We start from the raw sequence: 15,199 nt of genomic DNA on the forward strand, positions 1-15,199 counted from the left end.
TGGGTCCGTTGCCGTTGACGAAACGGGAACGGCCCCAGGGTTGGGGTGATGGTCAGTTGCGCTGCTTACGATTGACGGTCTGTGCCGCGTTGATGATGTCTTCGCCGATCACCGATCCGAACTGCTGCCACACGGGGCGCATCTTCGCGCGCCAGGCTTCGCGCTCTTCGGGGGTCAGGGTGATGATTTCAGAAGTACCCGCCTGGAGGATGCTTGCGCGGTCGGCCTGGTTGGCATCTTCGGCAGCACGATTCACCTCGTAGGTGACCTCGTCGATGATGCCTTCCAGCTCGGTGCGAATCTGGTGCGGAATGCCGAACCAGAAGCGTGTGTTGCTGACCAGCATGTAGTCCAGCACGCCATGGTTGGTTTCGGTGATGTAGGGCTGCACGGTGTGCATCTTCTGGCTGTAGATGTTCGACCAGGGGTTTTCCGCGCCCTGGACGGTGCCATCCTGCAGCGACGTGAAGACCTTGGAGAAAGCGATCTTGTTGGCCGCCGCGCCGAGTTGGGCGAACTGGGATTCCAGCACGGCCGAAGGCTGAATGCGGAAGGCGAGTCCCGATGCGTCGCTGGGCATGCGCAAGGCGCGGGTGGCCGAAAGCTGCTTCATGCCGTTATGCCAGTAGGCCAGGCCGGTGATGTTCTCGTCTTCCATCGCGCGCAGCAGCTGGCGACCCTTGGCGCGCTTCTGGAAGCGATTGACGGCGTCCAGGTCATCGAACAGGAAGGGCAGGTCGAAGACCTGGAGCTGCTTTGTGTATTGCTCGAATTTCGCCAGCGACGGCGCCAGCAGCTGCACTTCGTTGTTGCGCAGTGCCTCGAGTTCATTGGCGTCACCATAGAGGGACGAATTGGGGTAGACCTCCACCGATACCTGGCCTGGCAGCCGCTCTTCGACCAGGCGCTTGAACATCAGCGCACCCTTGCCCTTGGGCGTGTCCTCGGCCACCACGTGGGAGAACTTGATGACGATGGGTTCGGCCTGGGCGAATGCGCTGGCGACGGCCAGCACAAGCCCGGCAAGGGTAATGATCGGTTTCATGAAAGACTCTTTATTCTGGTTGGTTGGCAGTGCGTCCGTTCGGTCTGAAGCAGCCGCCGGATGCGTTTAGACTTTCAGCCGTTCCTTATGCCAAAGATGGATGACGATCGAAAGCGCTTTGCATGACCAACACGACGGGAACGGAATCAAGTCACATTTTTGCTGTGGGCGAACGTCCGGTGGAGTCTGGGCACCGGACGTTCGCAGCAAGCGCCAAACGCTCAGCTCTCGGCTTGCCAGCCGCCGCCGAGCGCCTTGTACAGCGCCACCACGCCGCGATACAGCTCCACTTCCGCCTGCGCCTGGGCATCCTCGGCGGCCAGCCGCTCGCGCTCGGCGTCCAGCAGCACGAGGAAATCCACCGTGCCTTCGCGGTAGCGGATTTCCGCCTGTTGCGCTGCCGCGCGGCTGGCCGTGGACTGGCGCAGCAGCGACAGCAGGCGTTCCTGGGCGCGGGCGTAATCGCTGAAGGCGTTCTCCGACTCTTCCAGCGCCAGCAGTACCTGTTGCTCGTAGCTCGCCAGCGCGCCGTCGGCATCGGCTTCGGCACCGCGCAGGCGGGCGCGCACGCTGCCCAGGTCGAACGCCGCCCAGCTGATGCTCGGCGCCACGCCCCAGGCCTCGGCCGCACTGGAGCCGATCTGCGAACCGCGCCCGGCGATGAAGCCGAGGAAGCCGGAAAGGCTCACTCGCGGGAACAGGTCGGCGGTCGCCACGCCGACTGTGGCGGTTGCCGCGGCCAGCTGGCGTTCGGCGGCACGGATGTCCGGCCGCCGGCGCAGCAGCTCCGCGGGATCGCCGATCGGCAGGGCCTTGGCGATCGCCGGCAGTTCGCGCGGCGAAAGGTCCACCGCGAGCCGGTCGGCGCGCTGGCCGAGCAGGGTGGCGATGCGGTTGCGCGCACGGGCCTGCTGCGCCTGCAACTGCGGCAGGCTGGCCTCGGTGGCGGCCAGCCGCGCGTCGGCACGCAGCACGTCCAGCTCACTGCCCATGCCGGCATCGCGCAGTTGCTCGGTCAGTTCGTGGGAATTGCGCTGGTTCGCCAGGTTGTCGCGGGCGATGCGCTCGCGCAGCTGGGCGCCGCGCAGTTGCCCGTAGGCGTCGACCAGCTCGGCGATCAGGCTGACCTGCAACTGGTAGAGCTCGGCCTCGGCGGCCTCGGCCTGGGCTTCGCTGGCTTCCAGGCGGCGCTGGATACGGCCGAACAGGTCCAGCTCCCAGGCCATGTCCAGGCCCAGGTCGTAGCGTTCGGCATTGACCTGCCGCTCGGTAACGCCGGGCTGCTGTGCCTTGCCGATATCGGCGCTGGCGCCAGCGGTGACCGTGGGGAAGCGATCATTGGCGTCGTCGTCGCGGATCGCTCGCGCCGCGCGCAGACGCGAATAGGCGATGCGCAGTTCGCGGTTCTCGGCCAGGGCCTGTACGACCAGAGCGTCCAGCGTCGGGTCTTCGAACTGATGCCACCAGGCGGATTCGAAGCGCGAGCGGTCGTAGTCGCTGTCCTCGGCATGGGCGATGCGCGCGGGCTCGGGCTGCGGCGCCCGATAGTCAGGGCCGACGGCGCAGCCGGTCACGGCCAGGGCGAGCAGGGGAAGGGCGAAGAACTTCATGCACGAATCTCCTTGAATACCGCCTTGCGCGCCGCGCGTTTCTCGACGAAGGCGCGGATCACCAGATAGAACACCGGGGTCAGCAGCAGCCCGAAGAAGGTCACCCCGAGCATCCCGGAAAACACCGCGACGCCCATGGCATGGCGCATCTCGGCGCCGGCGCCACTGGACAGCACCAGCGGCACCACGCCCATGATGAAGGCGAAGCTGGTCATCAGGATCGGCCGCAGGCGCAGGCGGCAGGCTTCCAGCACCGCGGCGAGGCGGTCCATGCCTTCCTCCTGTTTGTCCTTGGCGAACTCCACCAGCAGGATGGCGTTCTTGCACGCCAGGCCCACCAGCACGATCAGGCCGATCTGGGTGAATACGTTGTTGTCGCTGCCGGCCAGGATCACCCCGGCGATCGCGCAGAGCAGCGTCATCGGCACGATCAGGATCACCGCCAGCGGCAGGCTCCAGCTCTCGTACTGGGCGGCCAGCACCAGGAAGGCCAGCAGCACGCAGAGCGGGAAGACGAATATCGCGGTATTGCCGGCGAGGATCTGCTGGTAGGTCAGCTCGGTCCACTCGAAGCTCATGCCGTTGGGCAGCTCGGCCCGCAGCAGGCGCTCCATGGCCGCCTCGGCCTGGCCGGAGCTGTAGCCCGGCGCGGCGGCGCCGTTGATCTCGGAGGTGAGGAAGCCGTTGTAGTGCATCACCCGATCCGGGCCGGCGCTGTCGCTGACCTTGACGAAGGTCGACAGCGGGACCATCTCGCCGCGGTCGTTGCGCACCTTCAACTGGCCGATCTGCTCGGGCGCCAGGCGGAACCTCTGGTCGGCCTGAACGTTGACCTGGTAGGTACGGCCGAAGCGGTTGAAGTCGTTGGCGTACAGCGAGCCGAGGTAGACCTGCATGGTGTCGAAGATCTGGTCGATGGCCACGCCGTGGGTCTTGGCCTTCTCGCGGTCGATGTCGGCGTCCACCTGCGGCACGTTGACCTGGTAGCTGGTGAACAGCCCGGCCAGTTCCGGATAGTCCGCGCTCTTGGCGATGACGTTCTGCACTTCGCTGTAGAGCGCCTCGTAGCCGAGGTTGCCGCGATCCTGCACCTGCACGCGGAAGCCGCCGATGGTGCCCAGGCCCTGCACGGGCGGCGGCGGGAAGATGGCGATGAAGGCGTCCTGGATCTGCGCGAACTGGCCATTGAGGTCGGCCGCAATGGCATTGGCCGAGAGGGCCGGGTCCTTGCGTTCGTCGAAGGGCTTGAGCGGGGTGAAGACGATGCCGCTGTTCGGGCTGTTGGTGAATCCGTTGATCGACAGGCCGGGGAAGGCCACGGTGTTCTCCACGCCCGGGTGCTTGCCGGCGATTTCCGACATGCGCTGGATCACCGCCTCGGTACGATCGAGGGTGGCGGCGTCCGGCAACTGGGCGAAGGCGACCAGGTACTGCTTGTCCTGCGGCGGGACGAAGCCGGTCGGCGTGCTGGCGAAGCCCAGGTAGCCGAGGCCGACCAGACCCACGTAGACCACCAGGGCAATGCCACTGGCGCGCAGGATGCGCCGCACCACGCCGACATAACCGTGGCTGGCGCGGTCGAAGACGCGGTTGAACGGACGGAACAGCCAGCCGCCGAGCAAGCGGTCGAGCAGGCGCGAAAAGCCGTCCTTCGGCGCATCGTGGGCCTTGAGCAGGGTGGCGGCCAATGCCGGCGACAGGGTCAGCGAGTTGAACGCCGAGATCACCGTGGAGATGGCGATGGTCAGCGCGAACTGTTGGTAGAACTGCCCGGTGAGGCCGGAAATGAACGCGGTGGGAATGAATACCGCGCAGAGCACCAGGGCGGTGGCGACGATCGGCCCAGTGACTTCCTTCATTGCCTGGCGGGTGGCGTCCACCGGCGACTTGCCGAGGCCGATGTTGCGCTCGACGTTTTCCACCACGACGATCGCGTCATCCACCACGATGCCGATGGCCAGCACCAGGCCGAACAGCGACAGCGCGTTGAGCGAGAAGCCGAGCAGGTGCATCACCGCGAAGGTGCCGATCAGCGACACCGGCACCGCCGCCAGCGGGATGATCGAGGCGCGCCAGGTCTGCAGGAACAGGATCACCACCAGCACCACCAGTACGATGGCTTCGAGCAGGGTGTGCACCACCGCCTCGATGGAGCCGCGGACGAAGATGGTCGGGTCGTAGACGATCTCGTAATCCACGCCCTCGGGAAATTCCTGCTTCAGCTCGGCCATGCGCTCGCGCACCAGGTCGGAGATGGCGATGGCGTTCGAGCCCGGGCGCTGGAAGATCGGCAGGGCGACCGCCGGCTGGTTGTTGAGCAAGGAGCGCAGGGCGTACTGGCTGGAGCCCAGCTCGATGCGGGCGATGTCCTTCAGGCGGGTGATCTCGCCGTCCTCGGCGGCGCGCACCACGATGTTCTCGAACTCCTCCTCGTCGACCAGCCGCCCCTGGGTGTTGATCGACAACTGGAAATCGGTGGCGCCCGGCGCCGGCGGCGCGCCCAGGGCACCGGCGGCGACCTGGCGGTTCTGCTCGCGGATGGCGGCGACCACGTCGCTGGCGGTGAGGTTGCGCGAGGCGACCTTGTTCGGGTCGAGCCAGACGCGCAGCGAATAATCGCCCATGCCGAACAGTTGCACGTCGCCCACGCCGTCCAGTCGCGCCAGCTCGTCCTTGACGTTGAGCGCGGCGTAGTTGGAAAGGTAGAGCATGTCGTAGCGGTTATCCGGCGAGGTCAGGTGCACCACCATGGTCAGGTCCGGCGAGGCCTTGTCCACCGTAACCCCGATGCGCTGCACCTCGGTGGGCAGCTTCGGCATGGTGCGGGTCACGCGGTTTTGCACCTGCACCTGGGCGTTGTCCAGGTCGGTGCCGAGGGCGAAGGTGATGGTCAGCGTCAGCTTGCCGTCGGCGGTGGCCTGGGACGACATGTAGAGCATGCCCTCGACGCCGGTGATGGCCTGTTCCAGCGGCGAGGCGACGGTTTCGCCGATCACCTTGGGGTTGGCGCCGGGGAACTCGGCACGCACCACCACGGTGGGCGGGACGACTTCCGGGTATTCGCTGATCGGCAGCTGGAACAGCGAGATGGCGCCGCCGATGAGGATCACCAGCGACAGCACGGCGGCGAAAATCGGCCGCTTGACGAAGAATTGCGAGAAATTCATGACGCACTCCGGGGGAGAGGGTGCGCATCACGCACCCTGGCGGAATCTGTTGTTGTGTGGTGCGGCGCGACTGCTGGCGCAGCGCCGGGCTCAGGTGCTGGGCGGCTGCGGCATGCTGCGGTCCACCACCTGCGGCTTGAGCGCGGCACTGATAGCTCGGTGCTGTTCCTGCAGCGCGGCGAGGGTATCGGCGTCGGCCATCGGCACGCTCTGCGGCTCGACCGCATTGCCCGGGCGGATGCGCTGCAAGCCGTTGACGACGATGGTTTCGCCTTCACCGAGGCCGTTGCGGACGATGCGCAGGCCTTCGAGTTTCGGTCCCAGTTCGACCGAGCGGTAATCGACCTTGCCGTCCTCCCCGAGCACCAGCACGAACTTCTTGCCCAGGTCGGTGCCCACGGCCACGTCCTTGATCAGCACTGCATCGTAGGTGGCGCTGCCGACCAGCCTCAGCCGCGCATAGAGCCCGGGGGTGAAGCGGCCGTCGCGGTTGTCGAACACCGCGCGGCCGCGAATGGTGCCGGTGTGCGGATCGACCTGGTTGTCGATGAAGTCCATGCGGCCCAGGTGCGGATGGCCGTCCTCGCTGGACAGGCCGAGGTACACCGGCGTCGTCTCGCCGCGCGCGCCCTCGCGGGCCAACTCGCGGTACTTCAGGTAGGTGCGCTCGTCGGCCTCGAAGTAGGCATAAACCTTGTCGGTGGAAACCAGTGTGGTGAGCAGCGCTTCGCCGGCGTTGACCAGGTTGCCGGCGGTGATCAGCGCACGTCCCACGCGGCCATCGATGGGTGCGGTGACGCGGGTGAAGCCAAGATCGAGCCTTGCTGCCTCCAGCTGCGCCTGGATCGCCGCCGCCGCGGATTTCGCCTCGCTGGCGGCACTGACCCGTGCGTCGGCCAGTTCGGCGGAAATCGCGTTGTTGACGCGCAGCCGCTCGCCCCGCTGGGCCTCGCTGGCAGTACGCTGCTGGATCGCGCGGGCCTGCTGCAGCTCGGCTTCCAAGCGCTTGACCTGCGCCTCGAAGGGACGCGGGTCGATCTGGAACAAGAGGTCGCCTTTCTTCACCAGGGCGCCTTCCTCGAACGCCACCTTGTCGATGAAGCCGGAGACGCGCGGGCGGATTTCCACGGATTCCGGCGCCTCCAGACGTCCGGTGAGTTCGTCCCATTCGGTGACCTGATGCTTGATGACCTGGGCGACGCTGACTGCCGGTGGCGCGGCTGCCGACTGCGTGGCCTCGGGCGCCTTGCCGCACCCGGCGGCGACGATCATGACCAGCGCGACCAGAGGGAAACGCAAGGCGTTGAGGGAAGATTCCATGCTTGACTCCACAACTCGGATTTATCGATGGGCGGGAGTCTGCGCGGTCGTGCCGTGCAGCAGAAATCGAACGAGGCAAAGGTGAATATCATCGGCGATGATGGTTGGCGATGTTTTCATTGCTGCAGGCGTAGGTGACGGCGATGGATACGGCCAGCTCTTCGTCCGTCATGCGTCCAGGAACATCGTCGGGCGCATCACGAACGCTCGGAATCCCTTGCCAGCAAACCGCGCGCAAGCCAGGGACCCTGATGCATCAGCGCCGTATGCACCTGTACCAGCTCGGCGCCCGCTTCCAGGCGTGCTCGCAGATGTGCCGCGGTCTGGATGCCGCCGACGGACATCAGCGCCAGGTCGTGGCCGCACAGGCGGTGAAGTTGCTCCAGCTGCCGGCAGGCCTGGGCCTGCTGCATGTCGTGCTGCCAGTCACGGTAGCGCTGGCGGGTGGCCGGCGGGCCTGGATCATGGGCGGCGAGCAGGCCGTCGAAACCCAGCTCCAGCAGCAGTTCGGCCAGTTCCAGCGGAGGCTGCTGCGGCAGGCTGCGCAGCTTGGCAACCAGCGGCACCCTGCGTGTGCCGGACAGATTCGAGGTGTGTGTTTCGTGCCGTAGCGCCGTGAGCAACCGGCGCAGGCGTGGTCGCTCCGTCCGCTGCATCAAGGGTTCGCTGGTCGGTCCGATCAGGTTGACGACCAGGTAATCCGCCTGTTTCCAGGCCGACCTGAACATGGCGCCGAGCTCCTCTGCCGAATGCCTGGCGTCCAGGCTGAGATTGATGCCCAGCCGGGCCGAGCCGCTGCTGGCAGGCGAACGCAGTCGTGCCATGTCGGCCGGGCCGAGGCTGCCGATCTCGTTGAAACCGAAGCCCAGCGCCGAGGCACGGCGGCCAAGGTGGCCGTAACGATCGAAACCGGCGGCGATGCCCAGCGGGGAGGGAAACTCCAGCTCCATCACCCGTACCGGCTGGCCGGGTGCCGCGAAAGCCGGAATGCGACTTGCGGCCTGGGCGAGGTCCAGCGCAAGGCGTTGCTGCAGCCGGTTGTGCAACGTACGCAACGCCGTGATTTCAGCCATGGTGGTGCGCAAAGTCGTTCATGAAATGCACCAGCCGCTCGACGGCCGCCATCTCCACGGCGTTGTACAGGCTGGCCCGTACGCCGCCAACCGCACTGTGGCCTTGCAGGTCGTGCAGCCCGTTTCGTGCGGCCTGATGGAAGAAATCATCGAGCAAGCCGGGGTTCTCGAGCTGAAAGCAGACATTGATAGTCGAGCGATCCGCCGCGACCTGCGGGCAGCGATAGAAGTCATGACTGTCAAGGCACTCATATAGCCGGCGACTCTTCTCTCGGGCGCGTGCCGCCATGAGCGTCAGCCCGCCCTGGCGAATGATCCAGCGCAGCATCAGCCCGGCGACATACAGCGCGAAGGTCGGTGGCGTGTTGAAGCGGCTCTGCTGCATGGCCTGCACCTGGTAGCTGAACGCCGAGGGCAGGCCGCGACGCGGTGGCCTGAGCAGATCTTCGCGAACGATCACCAGGCACAATCCGGCTACGCCGAGGTTCTTCTGTGCGCTGGCGTAGATGAGCCCGAAGCGCTCGACGGCAATCGGTCGCGTGAGGAAGTCCGACGTCGTGTCCGCTACCAGCGGCACCGGCAGTTCGGGGAAGCCCGGCATTTGCAGGCCGTTGCCGGTTTCGTTGCTGGTGATATGGCAATAGCCGGCGTACGGGTTGCATCGCCATCCTGCGACGGGCGGCAAAGCGGTGAAGCCACCGGCTGCGCCACTGGCGACGACGTTCACCGGTGCGTGCCGGCGCGCCTCGCCGATCGCCTTGTGCGCCCAGAGGCCGCTTTCCAGATAATCGGCTGATTGCCCCGGTTCCAGCAGGTTGAGCGGCAGCAGGCCGAACTGCGCCGAGGCGCCACCCTGCATGAACAGCACCCGGTAGTTGTGCGGAATCGCCAGCAGCGCACGCAGATCCTGTTCGGTATCGGCCATCAGCTGTTTGAAGGCGGTACCGGTAAAGGACTGTTCCAGTAGCGAAAAGCCGCTGCCGTGCCAGTCCGGCAGGTCCTCACGGATCTGTGCCAGCACCTCGCGCGGCAGCATCGCCGGGCCGGCGGCGAAGCTGCAAGGGGCGAGTCGTTCAGAAAAGGTGCAGGCCATGACCGCCGGCCGCCATCAGGAACAGCAAGGGAAAGGAGAGGATGGTGTTGCTGCGCGAGGAGAGAAAGGTGATCCGCGAGCAGCGCACGCGCTCCTCCAGCGTCGCCGGAACGAAGCCGAGCAGCTTTTTCTGGTGCGGCCAGAGCACCAGCCAGAGGTTGAGCAGCATCGCCGTACCGATCCAGGCACCGAGGCCGATGACCGCCAGCGGGCCTTGCAGCAGCAGCGCATCGACCAGCCAGCCGCGCTGCCAGAGCATGAACATCCCCGACGCCCAGACCACCAGCGAGGCGTAGCGGAAGATGCCGTGCTCGCGCTTCATCCGCACCTCCAGGTCATGGTTCAGCGTGGCAGTGTCGATGCCGTTCTGCAGCGGCACGAAGCGCGGGTTCTGGATGAAATTGGCGTAGTTGTGGCCGATCCACACCAATGCGAACAGCAGGTGTGCATAACGGGCCAGCACATCGAGGACGGGCAACTGCATGGTGCCTCCTAGATCAGCACGCGCAGCAGCAGATAGCAGCCGAGCGTCAGTACGAGACCTGTGCTGACGGTGCCGCCGAACGAGTCATGGGGCGGTTTCAAGTTCCACCCCCTGGCTGGCGTGGCGGGCGATCAGCGTGCCTTGCGGTTGCGTGGCACTCTGCGCCAGCTCGACAGCCTGGCGAATCAATTGGTGGTGCGGCGACTTGCTGCACGCTGGGTCGGCGTTGGCGCCGTTGCCGGTCAACAGCAGGGCCTGGCAGCGGCAACCGCCGAAGTCCTTCTCCTTTTCATCGCAACTGCGGCAGGGCTCGGGCATCCAGGCGTCGCCGCGGTAGAGGTTGAACACCGGCGAGTCGTGCCAGATTCGCTCCAGTCGCTGCTGGCGCACATTGGGGAAGGTCAGGTTCTTGAAGTTGCTGGCCTGGGAGCAGGGCAGTACGTCGCCGTTGGGCGCGATGGTCACGTGGATGGCGCCCCAGCCGTTCATGCAGGCCTTGGGGCGGCCTTCGTAGTAATCGGGGATGACGAAGAATATCGTCAGGCGATCGCTGTAGCGCTCACGCGCCTGCTGCACCTGATCCTCGGCGCGCTGCAGCTCGGCGTGGGTGGGCATCAGGGCGTCGCGGTTGAGCAGCGCCCAGTTGTAATACTGCACGTTGGCCAGCTCCAGATACTCGACACCCAGTTCGACGGCGAACTCGATGATGTCCGGCACCTGGCCGATGTTCTGCCGGGTGATCGGCACGTTGAGCACCATGGGGAAATCCATCGACTTGATCAGCCGTGCCATGCGCAGCTTGCGCTCCCAGGCGTCGACCCCGGCCAATTGGTGCGCGACGTTGCGGTCGGTGGACTGGAAACCGAGCTGGATGTGCCGCAGGCCGGCTTCCTTCAGCGCGCGCAGGCGCGCTTCGGTCAGGCCGATGCCGGAGGTGATCAGGTTGCTGTAGTAACCCATGCGGTCCGCCTCGGCGACCAGCGTCTCGAGGTCCTTGCGCAGGGTAGGCTCGCCGCCGGAGAAACCGATCTGCATGGCACCCATGGCGCGCGCCTGGGCCATCACGTCGATCCATTCGGCCGTGCTCAGCTCGTCCTGGCGGTAATCGGCGAAGTTGCGCGGGTTGCTGCAGAACACGCATTGCAGCGGGCATTGATAGGTCAGCTCCAACAGCAGCCAGACCGGGTTGCCGCTGCCATCAAGCCTTGGCTCGGATCCAGCCTTTGCCATGGGACACCTCCAGGAAATTCAGGGCGCCCTTGCTGATGGCGTCGATATCGGATGCGTTGTAGCGGCGCGCCAGCTGCTCGATCAGCTCGGCAACGCTGGTTCTACCGTCGCAGCACTTCAGTATTTCGCCGCCGGTGGCGTTGAGCTTGACGATGCCCTCGGGGTAGAGCAGCACGTGGGCCTGCTGCGACTCCTCCCAGCGGAACAGGAAGGGTGGGCGGATCTCGTAACGGCAGGTCGGCGATATGTTCGTTGTCATGTCCATTTCCTCGCTGACCGGCGCGACGGTCATAAACCGCCGCGCCGGCCCAGGCTCAGCGTACGTAGACGTACGCGGTGACTTCGAAGCCCAGACGAAGGTCGCAGAAGTCGGGATCGATCCACTGCATGGCATTTCTCCTCGGTTGGTTTTCGGAACAGCGGTGTTGCACCTCGAAGCTAGGTGCTTGGAACGGCTTGACTAATAGGACTTTGGGGTCGGTTTTGCGGGCATTTGGTAGGATTTTTTTTGCCTTGCGAAAATATTTTCGATGCGCTCTGTCGTTCTTGTTTCTGGTCAATTGCGCATACGCATAACCGGTCAAACTGGCCGGTTTTTTGGGTGGCTATTTGTCGGTTTTTTGATGTTTTGTTCGCGGTACGCGGGGGCCGTTTTGCACGAGGTAAAGCACGAGACGTGAAGGGGGAAGGTTTCAAACGAGCGGCGAATAACTCAATTGCGCAAGAACAGGCTCGGCTCTTAGGGGCATCCAGGGCAAACGGCGCTAGCAGGCAATGTAGCTCGCGACGAAATACGAACTTTTGGCTTGTTGCGTCGGCAGCTGGATACGTTTAGGTCTCGGTTGCGTTCATGGCTACCTGAACAGAGAGTTTGGCAATGGGATATTCTCTCAGTTTTCGCTTACCAAGGGGCGGCGTCAATTGTTGAACGTCGGCAAGTAACCAAGCTCCACCAGCTTGGTGTCGATCGTGCCTACCGCCCTGAAGTGCTCGCGATTGGCAGGGTCCATCACCTCGGGGCAGGACACGACCAGGGTACCCCTGCCGGGTAGCTCGACCAGCTTGGTTGCGTCGGGATAGTCGCGTGGGTGCAGGGCATGTGGGCAGAAACCGATCCAGCCGATCGTTTGTCGGTCCGGGAAAACCTTGCCATCCAGGTAGTATTCCTCGGGAGCGATCACACCCCAGTCGATTTCAGGCCAAATCGAAACCGCGATGCGCATCATGGCCAACAGTATCGGTTGAGGATCATCCAGTGCCATAACCAAGGCACCGGCATCTTCGAAGCCCATGCTCGCCACCGACTCCATATCATGAGCGTCGTACTGGAATGAAAGTCCCCCCTTCAGGGGGTTCTGTTCGCCATTCCAGACCGAAAGGGAAAGCCAGGCGGGGAAATCCGCATCGAAGTTTTTGGTGACCGCCTGCTCCAGCAGATGTGGGGCGTTCATGACGTTCAGACTGAGCGCTTCAGACAAGGAGTCTGCTTGCAAGAACCAGCGGCCCAATAACGGGCGCAATTCGCCCAGCGCGTGTAGATAACGGAATATCCGCTCTATCTGTTCGTCATGCGATACCTTCGAGATGGCTTGCTTGTCGAAGCGCATCTGGAAGACGAAGGATTGAAAGTTGTTCATCAATTACCTCAAGACTTAAGCCAGCAAATCGGGATTGCTACGGTAATAGTCCTCTAGTTCCCTTTGCTCCTGGCTTCGCTGCTCACGATAGTCGTCATATTCCGGGGTGTCGGGCATCGGATTCCAGAATGCGTTGAGATTCACCAAGCCCGACCGACGATATTGTGACGAGCAGTACTCATAGACAATGCGTTGCAGAAAGTGCCATTCCACTCTTACTGGCGGAGTTGGCCGAGCCTTCGCCGAGTGTCGACGTGCCGGGTCAATGAGGACCGACTTCACTGGTGCCCAAGGCTTCGGAATGCCCACGACCGGAACGAACATGAAGGCATAGTTGGCCTTAGCTTCGAGCCGTGCAGCGCGGCTCGTCGAAACCGTCCCACCAGGTGGCGTTCCATCGCCATTCGTAAGGGGGCGCGAAACCCGTCACCCATCCCTGGTAGCGCGACGACAGATCGGACATGGAGTGGCCCTTGCCATCGTTGGGCACGGACATCATGCCTTCGGTGGGCGGGCAACCCACGCATTCGCGGTCTCGCTGTGCATCGCAATCCCGTGTGCCTTCCCGAGCGTCGTCCTTCGTCCGAGTCTGCGGCATGACCTGCGGTTGAGGAATGGGGCGTGGCACCAGACGCGCTCCGGACTGGGGCAAGGCCTCGGGTAGCGAGCGTGGTGCCGGCCGAGCCGGTGGCACCGGAAAGCGGGGCAGGGGCGGGCGCGCCAGAGGGAGCCCGGGTCCGAATCGTGGCGCAGCCCGCAGGCCCATGGCCGCACCCCCTGGGTTGCCCAGCGTCGCGCCGGCTCCCGAAATCAAACCTGTCATGTCGAGCGACTCCTTGTCATTGCCATGCTCCGTGCTTCAGCTGCCACACGAATTCCATGACGCGCTGGTAGTCTCGAAAACGCTGATCCGGATCGTCCGCACTCGGGCGTGCCATCCATTCCACGAAGGCCTGCTCGCGGTTGAAGCCGGGAAACATCATCCCGTAGCGCATGAAATCCTCGATGGATTGGCGCTCGGTCAGGCCGAGCGTTTCAGCGTCCCGCCGATAACCGGCGAGGTAGCTGATGCCGCCGGCCAACCCATGACGGTCGTACCAGTCCGGATCCTGCGCGCGAACCTCAAGCAAGAGCTTCTCGATGAGTTCGTCGCGGCGCACCGCTTCGAGCTCGGTCAGCTGCTTGGTGGATAACTCAAGCATCACGCCACCCCTGTGCATCGATGACCAAGCAGCGATCCTCAAGGGGCTGCCAGGTCAGCCAGTAGGGAATGGGTGCCATGAGTTGCGCGCGTTGCTCGCCCGAGAGCACGTTTTCGAGCGCGCGACGCACGAGCGGGTTGTAGTAGCGAAACAGGGCGCGCCGTCCATCGGGCATCCGAACGAACAGCTGGTCGCCCAGATGACGGGCCAATGCCTCGAAGTCGATGTCGCTCAGCAGCCAGGACACCAGCGGAGTCTTGCGGTCGCGGGTGATCAGCCAGTCCCTGAATGCGTTCGCCTGGTCCATCCGGACCAGGGCGGGGCCGGCCTGTCGAAGGTCGTTCAGCTCGGTGCCCGCCAGCAGCCACTGCCAGTGCAGACCGGCTTCGCGATCGAGTCGGTCACCGAGGGTTCGATAGCGAGCGCCGTCGATTAGCGCATAGAGCAGCAGGTTTGGTGAATGCGCCCGCCCCAGACGCAGTGCTTCTTCGATCGAGCGAACCACAGAGGCTGGCTTCACGGCTTGGCTACCAGGCTTTCCAGAGGCACCAAGGCGTCATTGCGCGCCGCGGCTGCCAGCAGGCAGGGCAGGCAGAGCCCAGGCTTTGCAACCGGCGAGGAGATGGAGGACGCCGGCGCGGCGGTATGCACCGTCCCGATGATCACCGTGCCGGAGCCACCGATGATCACATTGCCATGGCTGCCAATGCTGCCGAGCGTGGCCACGGGCAAGCCGTTGATGAAAACGTTGGGTACCAGATTTCCGGACAGGGTGCCGCCGCAGGCGGAGGGGTCCCCCTGGCGTGCCACCGGCAGGCCGTCGAAGAAGACATCGGGCGAGCCGGAGACGATGGGGCTGGTGCCATGGCCCGATACCGGGCAGGCAGTTGGGTCCGAGACCCGGGCGGCAGGCTTTCCTTGCATGAGCGACATCCTTGTCCGAGCGTGAGCGCATCATTGCACGGCAACCGGACCCCGAAGACAACCGAAGGCTGGCTTGTTTGTGCGCTTGCTCATGGAAAACCTCTCGGCTGTGCAACATGTTGCGCAGCACGCTCTTGCTGCTCAGCCTGGCGTCCGCGTGCATCAGCCGCAGCGAATCGAAGCGCCCCTGAACCCGTTGGCATCTACTACCAAATGAGGAACCCTCCGCTGCCATGGGTGCATACCGAGGGCGGTGGGCGCTGCCTAAGATCGGCTCATGCCCTGCGTCCGTTCTGGCGCAGGCTCTGACACGCAGAAGAAAGAGAGGCCCATCATGATCTACGCCCAACCCGGTACCGCAGGCGCCGTCGTTTCCCTCAAGCCGCGCTACGGCAACTACATCGGTGGCGAATT

The 15,199-nt window shown here is 64.5% G+C and carries 17 protein-coding genes; 1 reads left to right on the plus strand and 16 read right to left on the minus strand.

Annotated features, from left to right (window positions below; genetic code table 11):
- Positions 1–52 precede the first annotated feature (52 nt).
- The 16 genes from EA795_RS19055 to EA795_RS19125 form a co-directional block, all read right to left on the minus strand.
- Positions 53–1,045 (minus strand): TRAP transporter substrate-binding protein, encoded by a 993-nt coding sequence (locus EA795_RS19055; protein WP_058074880.1) that lies wholly within the window; start codon positions 1,043–1,045, stop codon positions 53–55.
- Positions 1,046–1,266: 221 nt separating this feature from the next.
- Complete coding sequence (locus EA795_RS19060; RefSeq protein ID WP_122078966.1) at positions 1,267–2,655, minus strand: efflux transporter outer membrane subunit; 1,389 nt, start codon at positions 2,653–2,655, stop codon at positions 1,267–1,269.
- Positions 2,652–5,822 (minus strand): efflux RND transporter permease subunit, encoded by a 3,171-nt coding sequence (locus tag EA795_RS19065; RefSeq protein WP_122078968.1) that lies wholly within the window; start codon positions 5,820–5,822, stop codon positions 2,652–2,654. Before EA795_RS19065 ends, EA795_RS19060 begins: the two co-directional genes overlap by 4 nt.
- Positions 5,823–5,912: 90 nt before the next feature.
- Entirely contained in the window at positions 5,913–7,142 is a 1,230-nt protein-coding gene (locus EA795_RS19070) for an efflux RND transporter periplasmic adaptor subunit (RefSeq protein ID WP_122078970.1), read from the minus strand.
- 197 nt (positions 7,143–7,339) lie between these two features.
- Positions 7,340–8,215, minus strand: coding sequence for a phosphoserine aminotransferase (locus EA795_RS19075; RefSeq protein ID WP_043942819.1), 876 nt, complete (start codon positions 8,213–8,215; stop codon positions 7,340–7,342).
- Positions 8,208–9,308: a 3-phosphoserine/phosphohydroxythreonine transaminase gene (gene serC / locus EA795_RS19080; protein ID WP_122078971.1), complete on the minus strand. Its 1,101-nt coding sequence runs from the start codon at positions 9,306–9,308 to the stop codon at positions 8,208–8,210. The genes EA795_RS19075 and serC overlap by 8 nt, the downstream gene beginning before the upstream one ends.
- On the minus strand, positions 9,289–9,792 hold the full coding sequence (locus EA795_RS19085) for a urate hydroxylase PuuD (RefSeq protein ID WP_122078973.1): 504 nt from the start codon (positions 9,790–9,792) through the stop codon (positions 9,289–9,291). Before EA795_RS19085 ends, serC begins: the two co-directional genes overlap by 20 nt.
- An 84-nt stretch (positions 9,793–9,876) precedes the next feature.
- The gene (gene pqqE / locus EA795_RS19090; RefSeq protein ID WP_122078974.1) at positions 9,877–11,022 is read right to left on the minus strand and encodes a pyrroloquinoline quinone biosynthesis protein PqqE; all 1,146 of its coding nucleotides are present in this window, start codon (positions 11,020–11,022) and stop codon (positions 9,877–9,879) included.
- Complete coding sequence (gene pqqD / locus EA795_RS19095) at positions 10,991–11,287, minus strand: pyrroloquinoline quinone biosynthesis peptide chaperone PqqD (RefSeq protein WP_170162251.1); 297 nt, start codon at positions 11,285–11,287, stop codon at positions 10,991–10,993. Before pqqD ends, pqqE begins: the two co-directional genes overlap by 32 nt.
- Before the next feature lie 49 nt (positions 11,288–11,336).
- On the minus strand, positions 11,337–11,411 hold the full coding sequence (gene pqqA, locus EA795_RS21640; RefSeq protein ID WP_003282509.1) for a pyrroloquinoline quinone precursor peptide PqqA: 75 nt from the start codon (positions 11,409–11,411) through the stop codon (positions 11,337–11,339).
- A gap of 528 nt (positions 11,412–11,939) precedes the next feature.
- Complete coding sequence (locus EA795_RS19105; protein WP_014853093.1) at positions 11,940–12,659, minus strand: Imm52 family immunity protein; 720 nt, start codon at positions 12,657–12,659, stop codon at positions 11,940–11,942.
- Positions 12,660–12,674: 15 nt separating this feature from the next.
- A complete protein-coding gene (locus tag EA795_RS21535; RefSeq protein WP_276310938.1) occupies positions 12,675–12,983 on the minus strand; it encodes a hypothetical protein in 309 nt (102 codons plus the stop codon).
- Positions 12,984–12,999: 16 nt separating this feature from the next.
- Positions 13,000–13,482, minus strand: coding sequence for a Tox-REase-5 domain-containing protein (locus EA795_RS21540; RefSeq protein WP_276310939.1), 483 nt, complete (start codon positions 13,480–13,482; stop codon positions 13,000–13,002).
- 16 nt (positions 13,483–13,498) lie between these two features.
- Complete coding sequence (locus EA795_RS19115) at positions 13,499–13,861, minus strand: hypothetical protein (RefSeq protein ID WP_014853091.1); 363 nt, start codon at positions 13,859–13,861, stop codon at positions 13,499–13,501.
- Positions 13,854–14,381: a DUF4123 domain-containing protein gene (locus EA795_RS19120; RefSeq protein WP_122078976.1), complete on the minus strand. Its 528-nt coding sequence runs from the start codon at positions 14,379–14,381 to the stop codon at positions 13,854–13,856. The genes EA795_RS19115 and EA795_RS19120 overlap by 8 nt, the downstream gene beginning before the upstream one ends.
- Entirely contained in the window at positions 14,378–14,785 is a 408-nt protein-coding gene (locus tag EA795_RS19125; RefSeq protein ID WP_122078978.1) for a PAAR domain-containing protein, read from the minus strand. Before EA795_RS19125 ends, EA795_RS19120 begins: the two co-directional genes overlap by 4 nt.
- A gap of 334 nt (positions 14,786–15,119) precedes the next feature.
- Here EA795_RS19125 and EA795_RS21465 point away from each other — a divergent pair.
- On the plus strand, positions 15,120–15,199 hold an 80-nt coding region (locus EA795_RS21465; protein WP_240645049.1), incomplete at its 3' end, for a hypothetical protein.

Origin of the sequence: Stutzerimonas nitrititolerans, assembly GCF_003696285.1 — a bacterium.
Taxonomy (GTDB): Bacteria; Pseudomonadota; Gammaproteobacteria; order Pseudomonadales; family Pseudomonadaceae; genus Stutzerimonas; species Stutzerimonas nitrititolerans.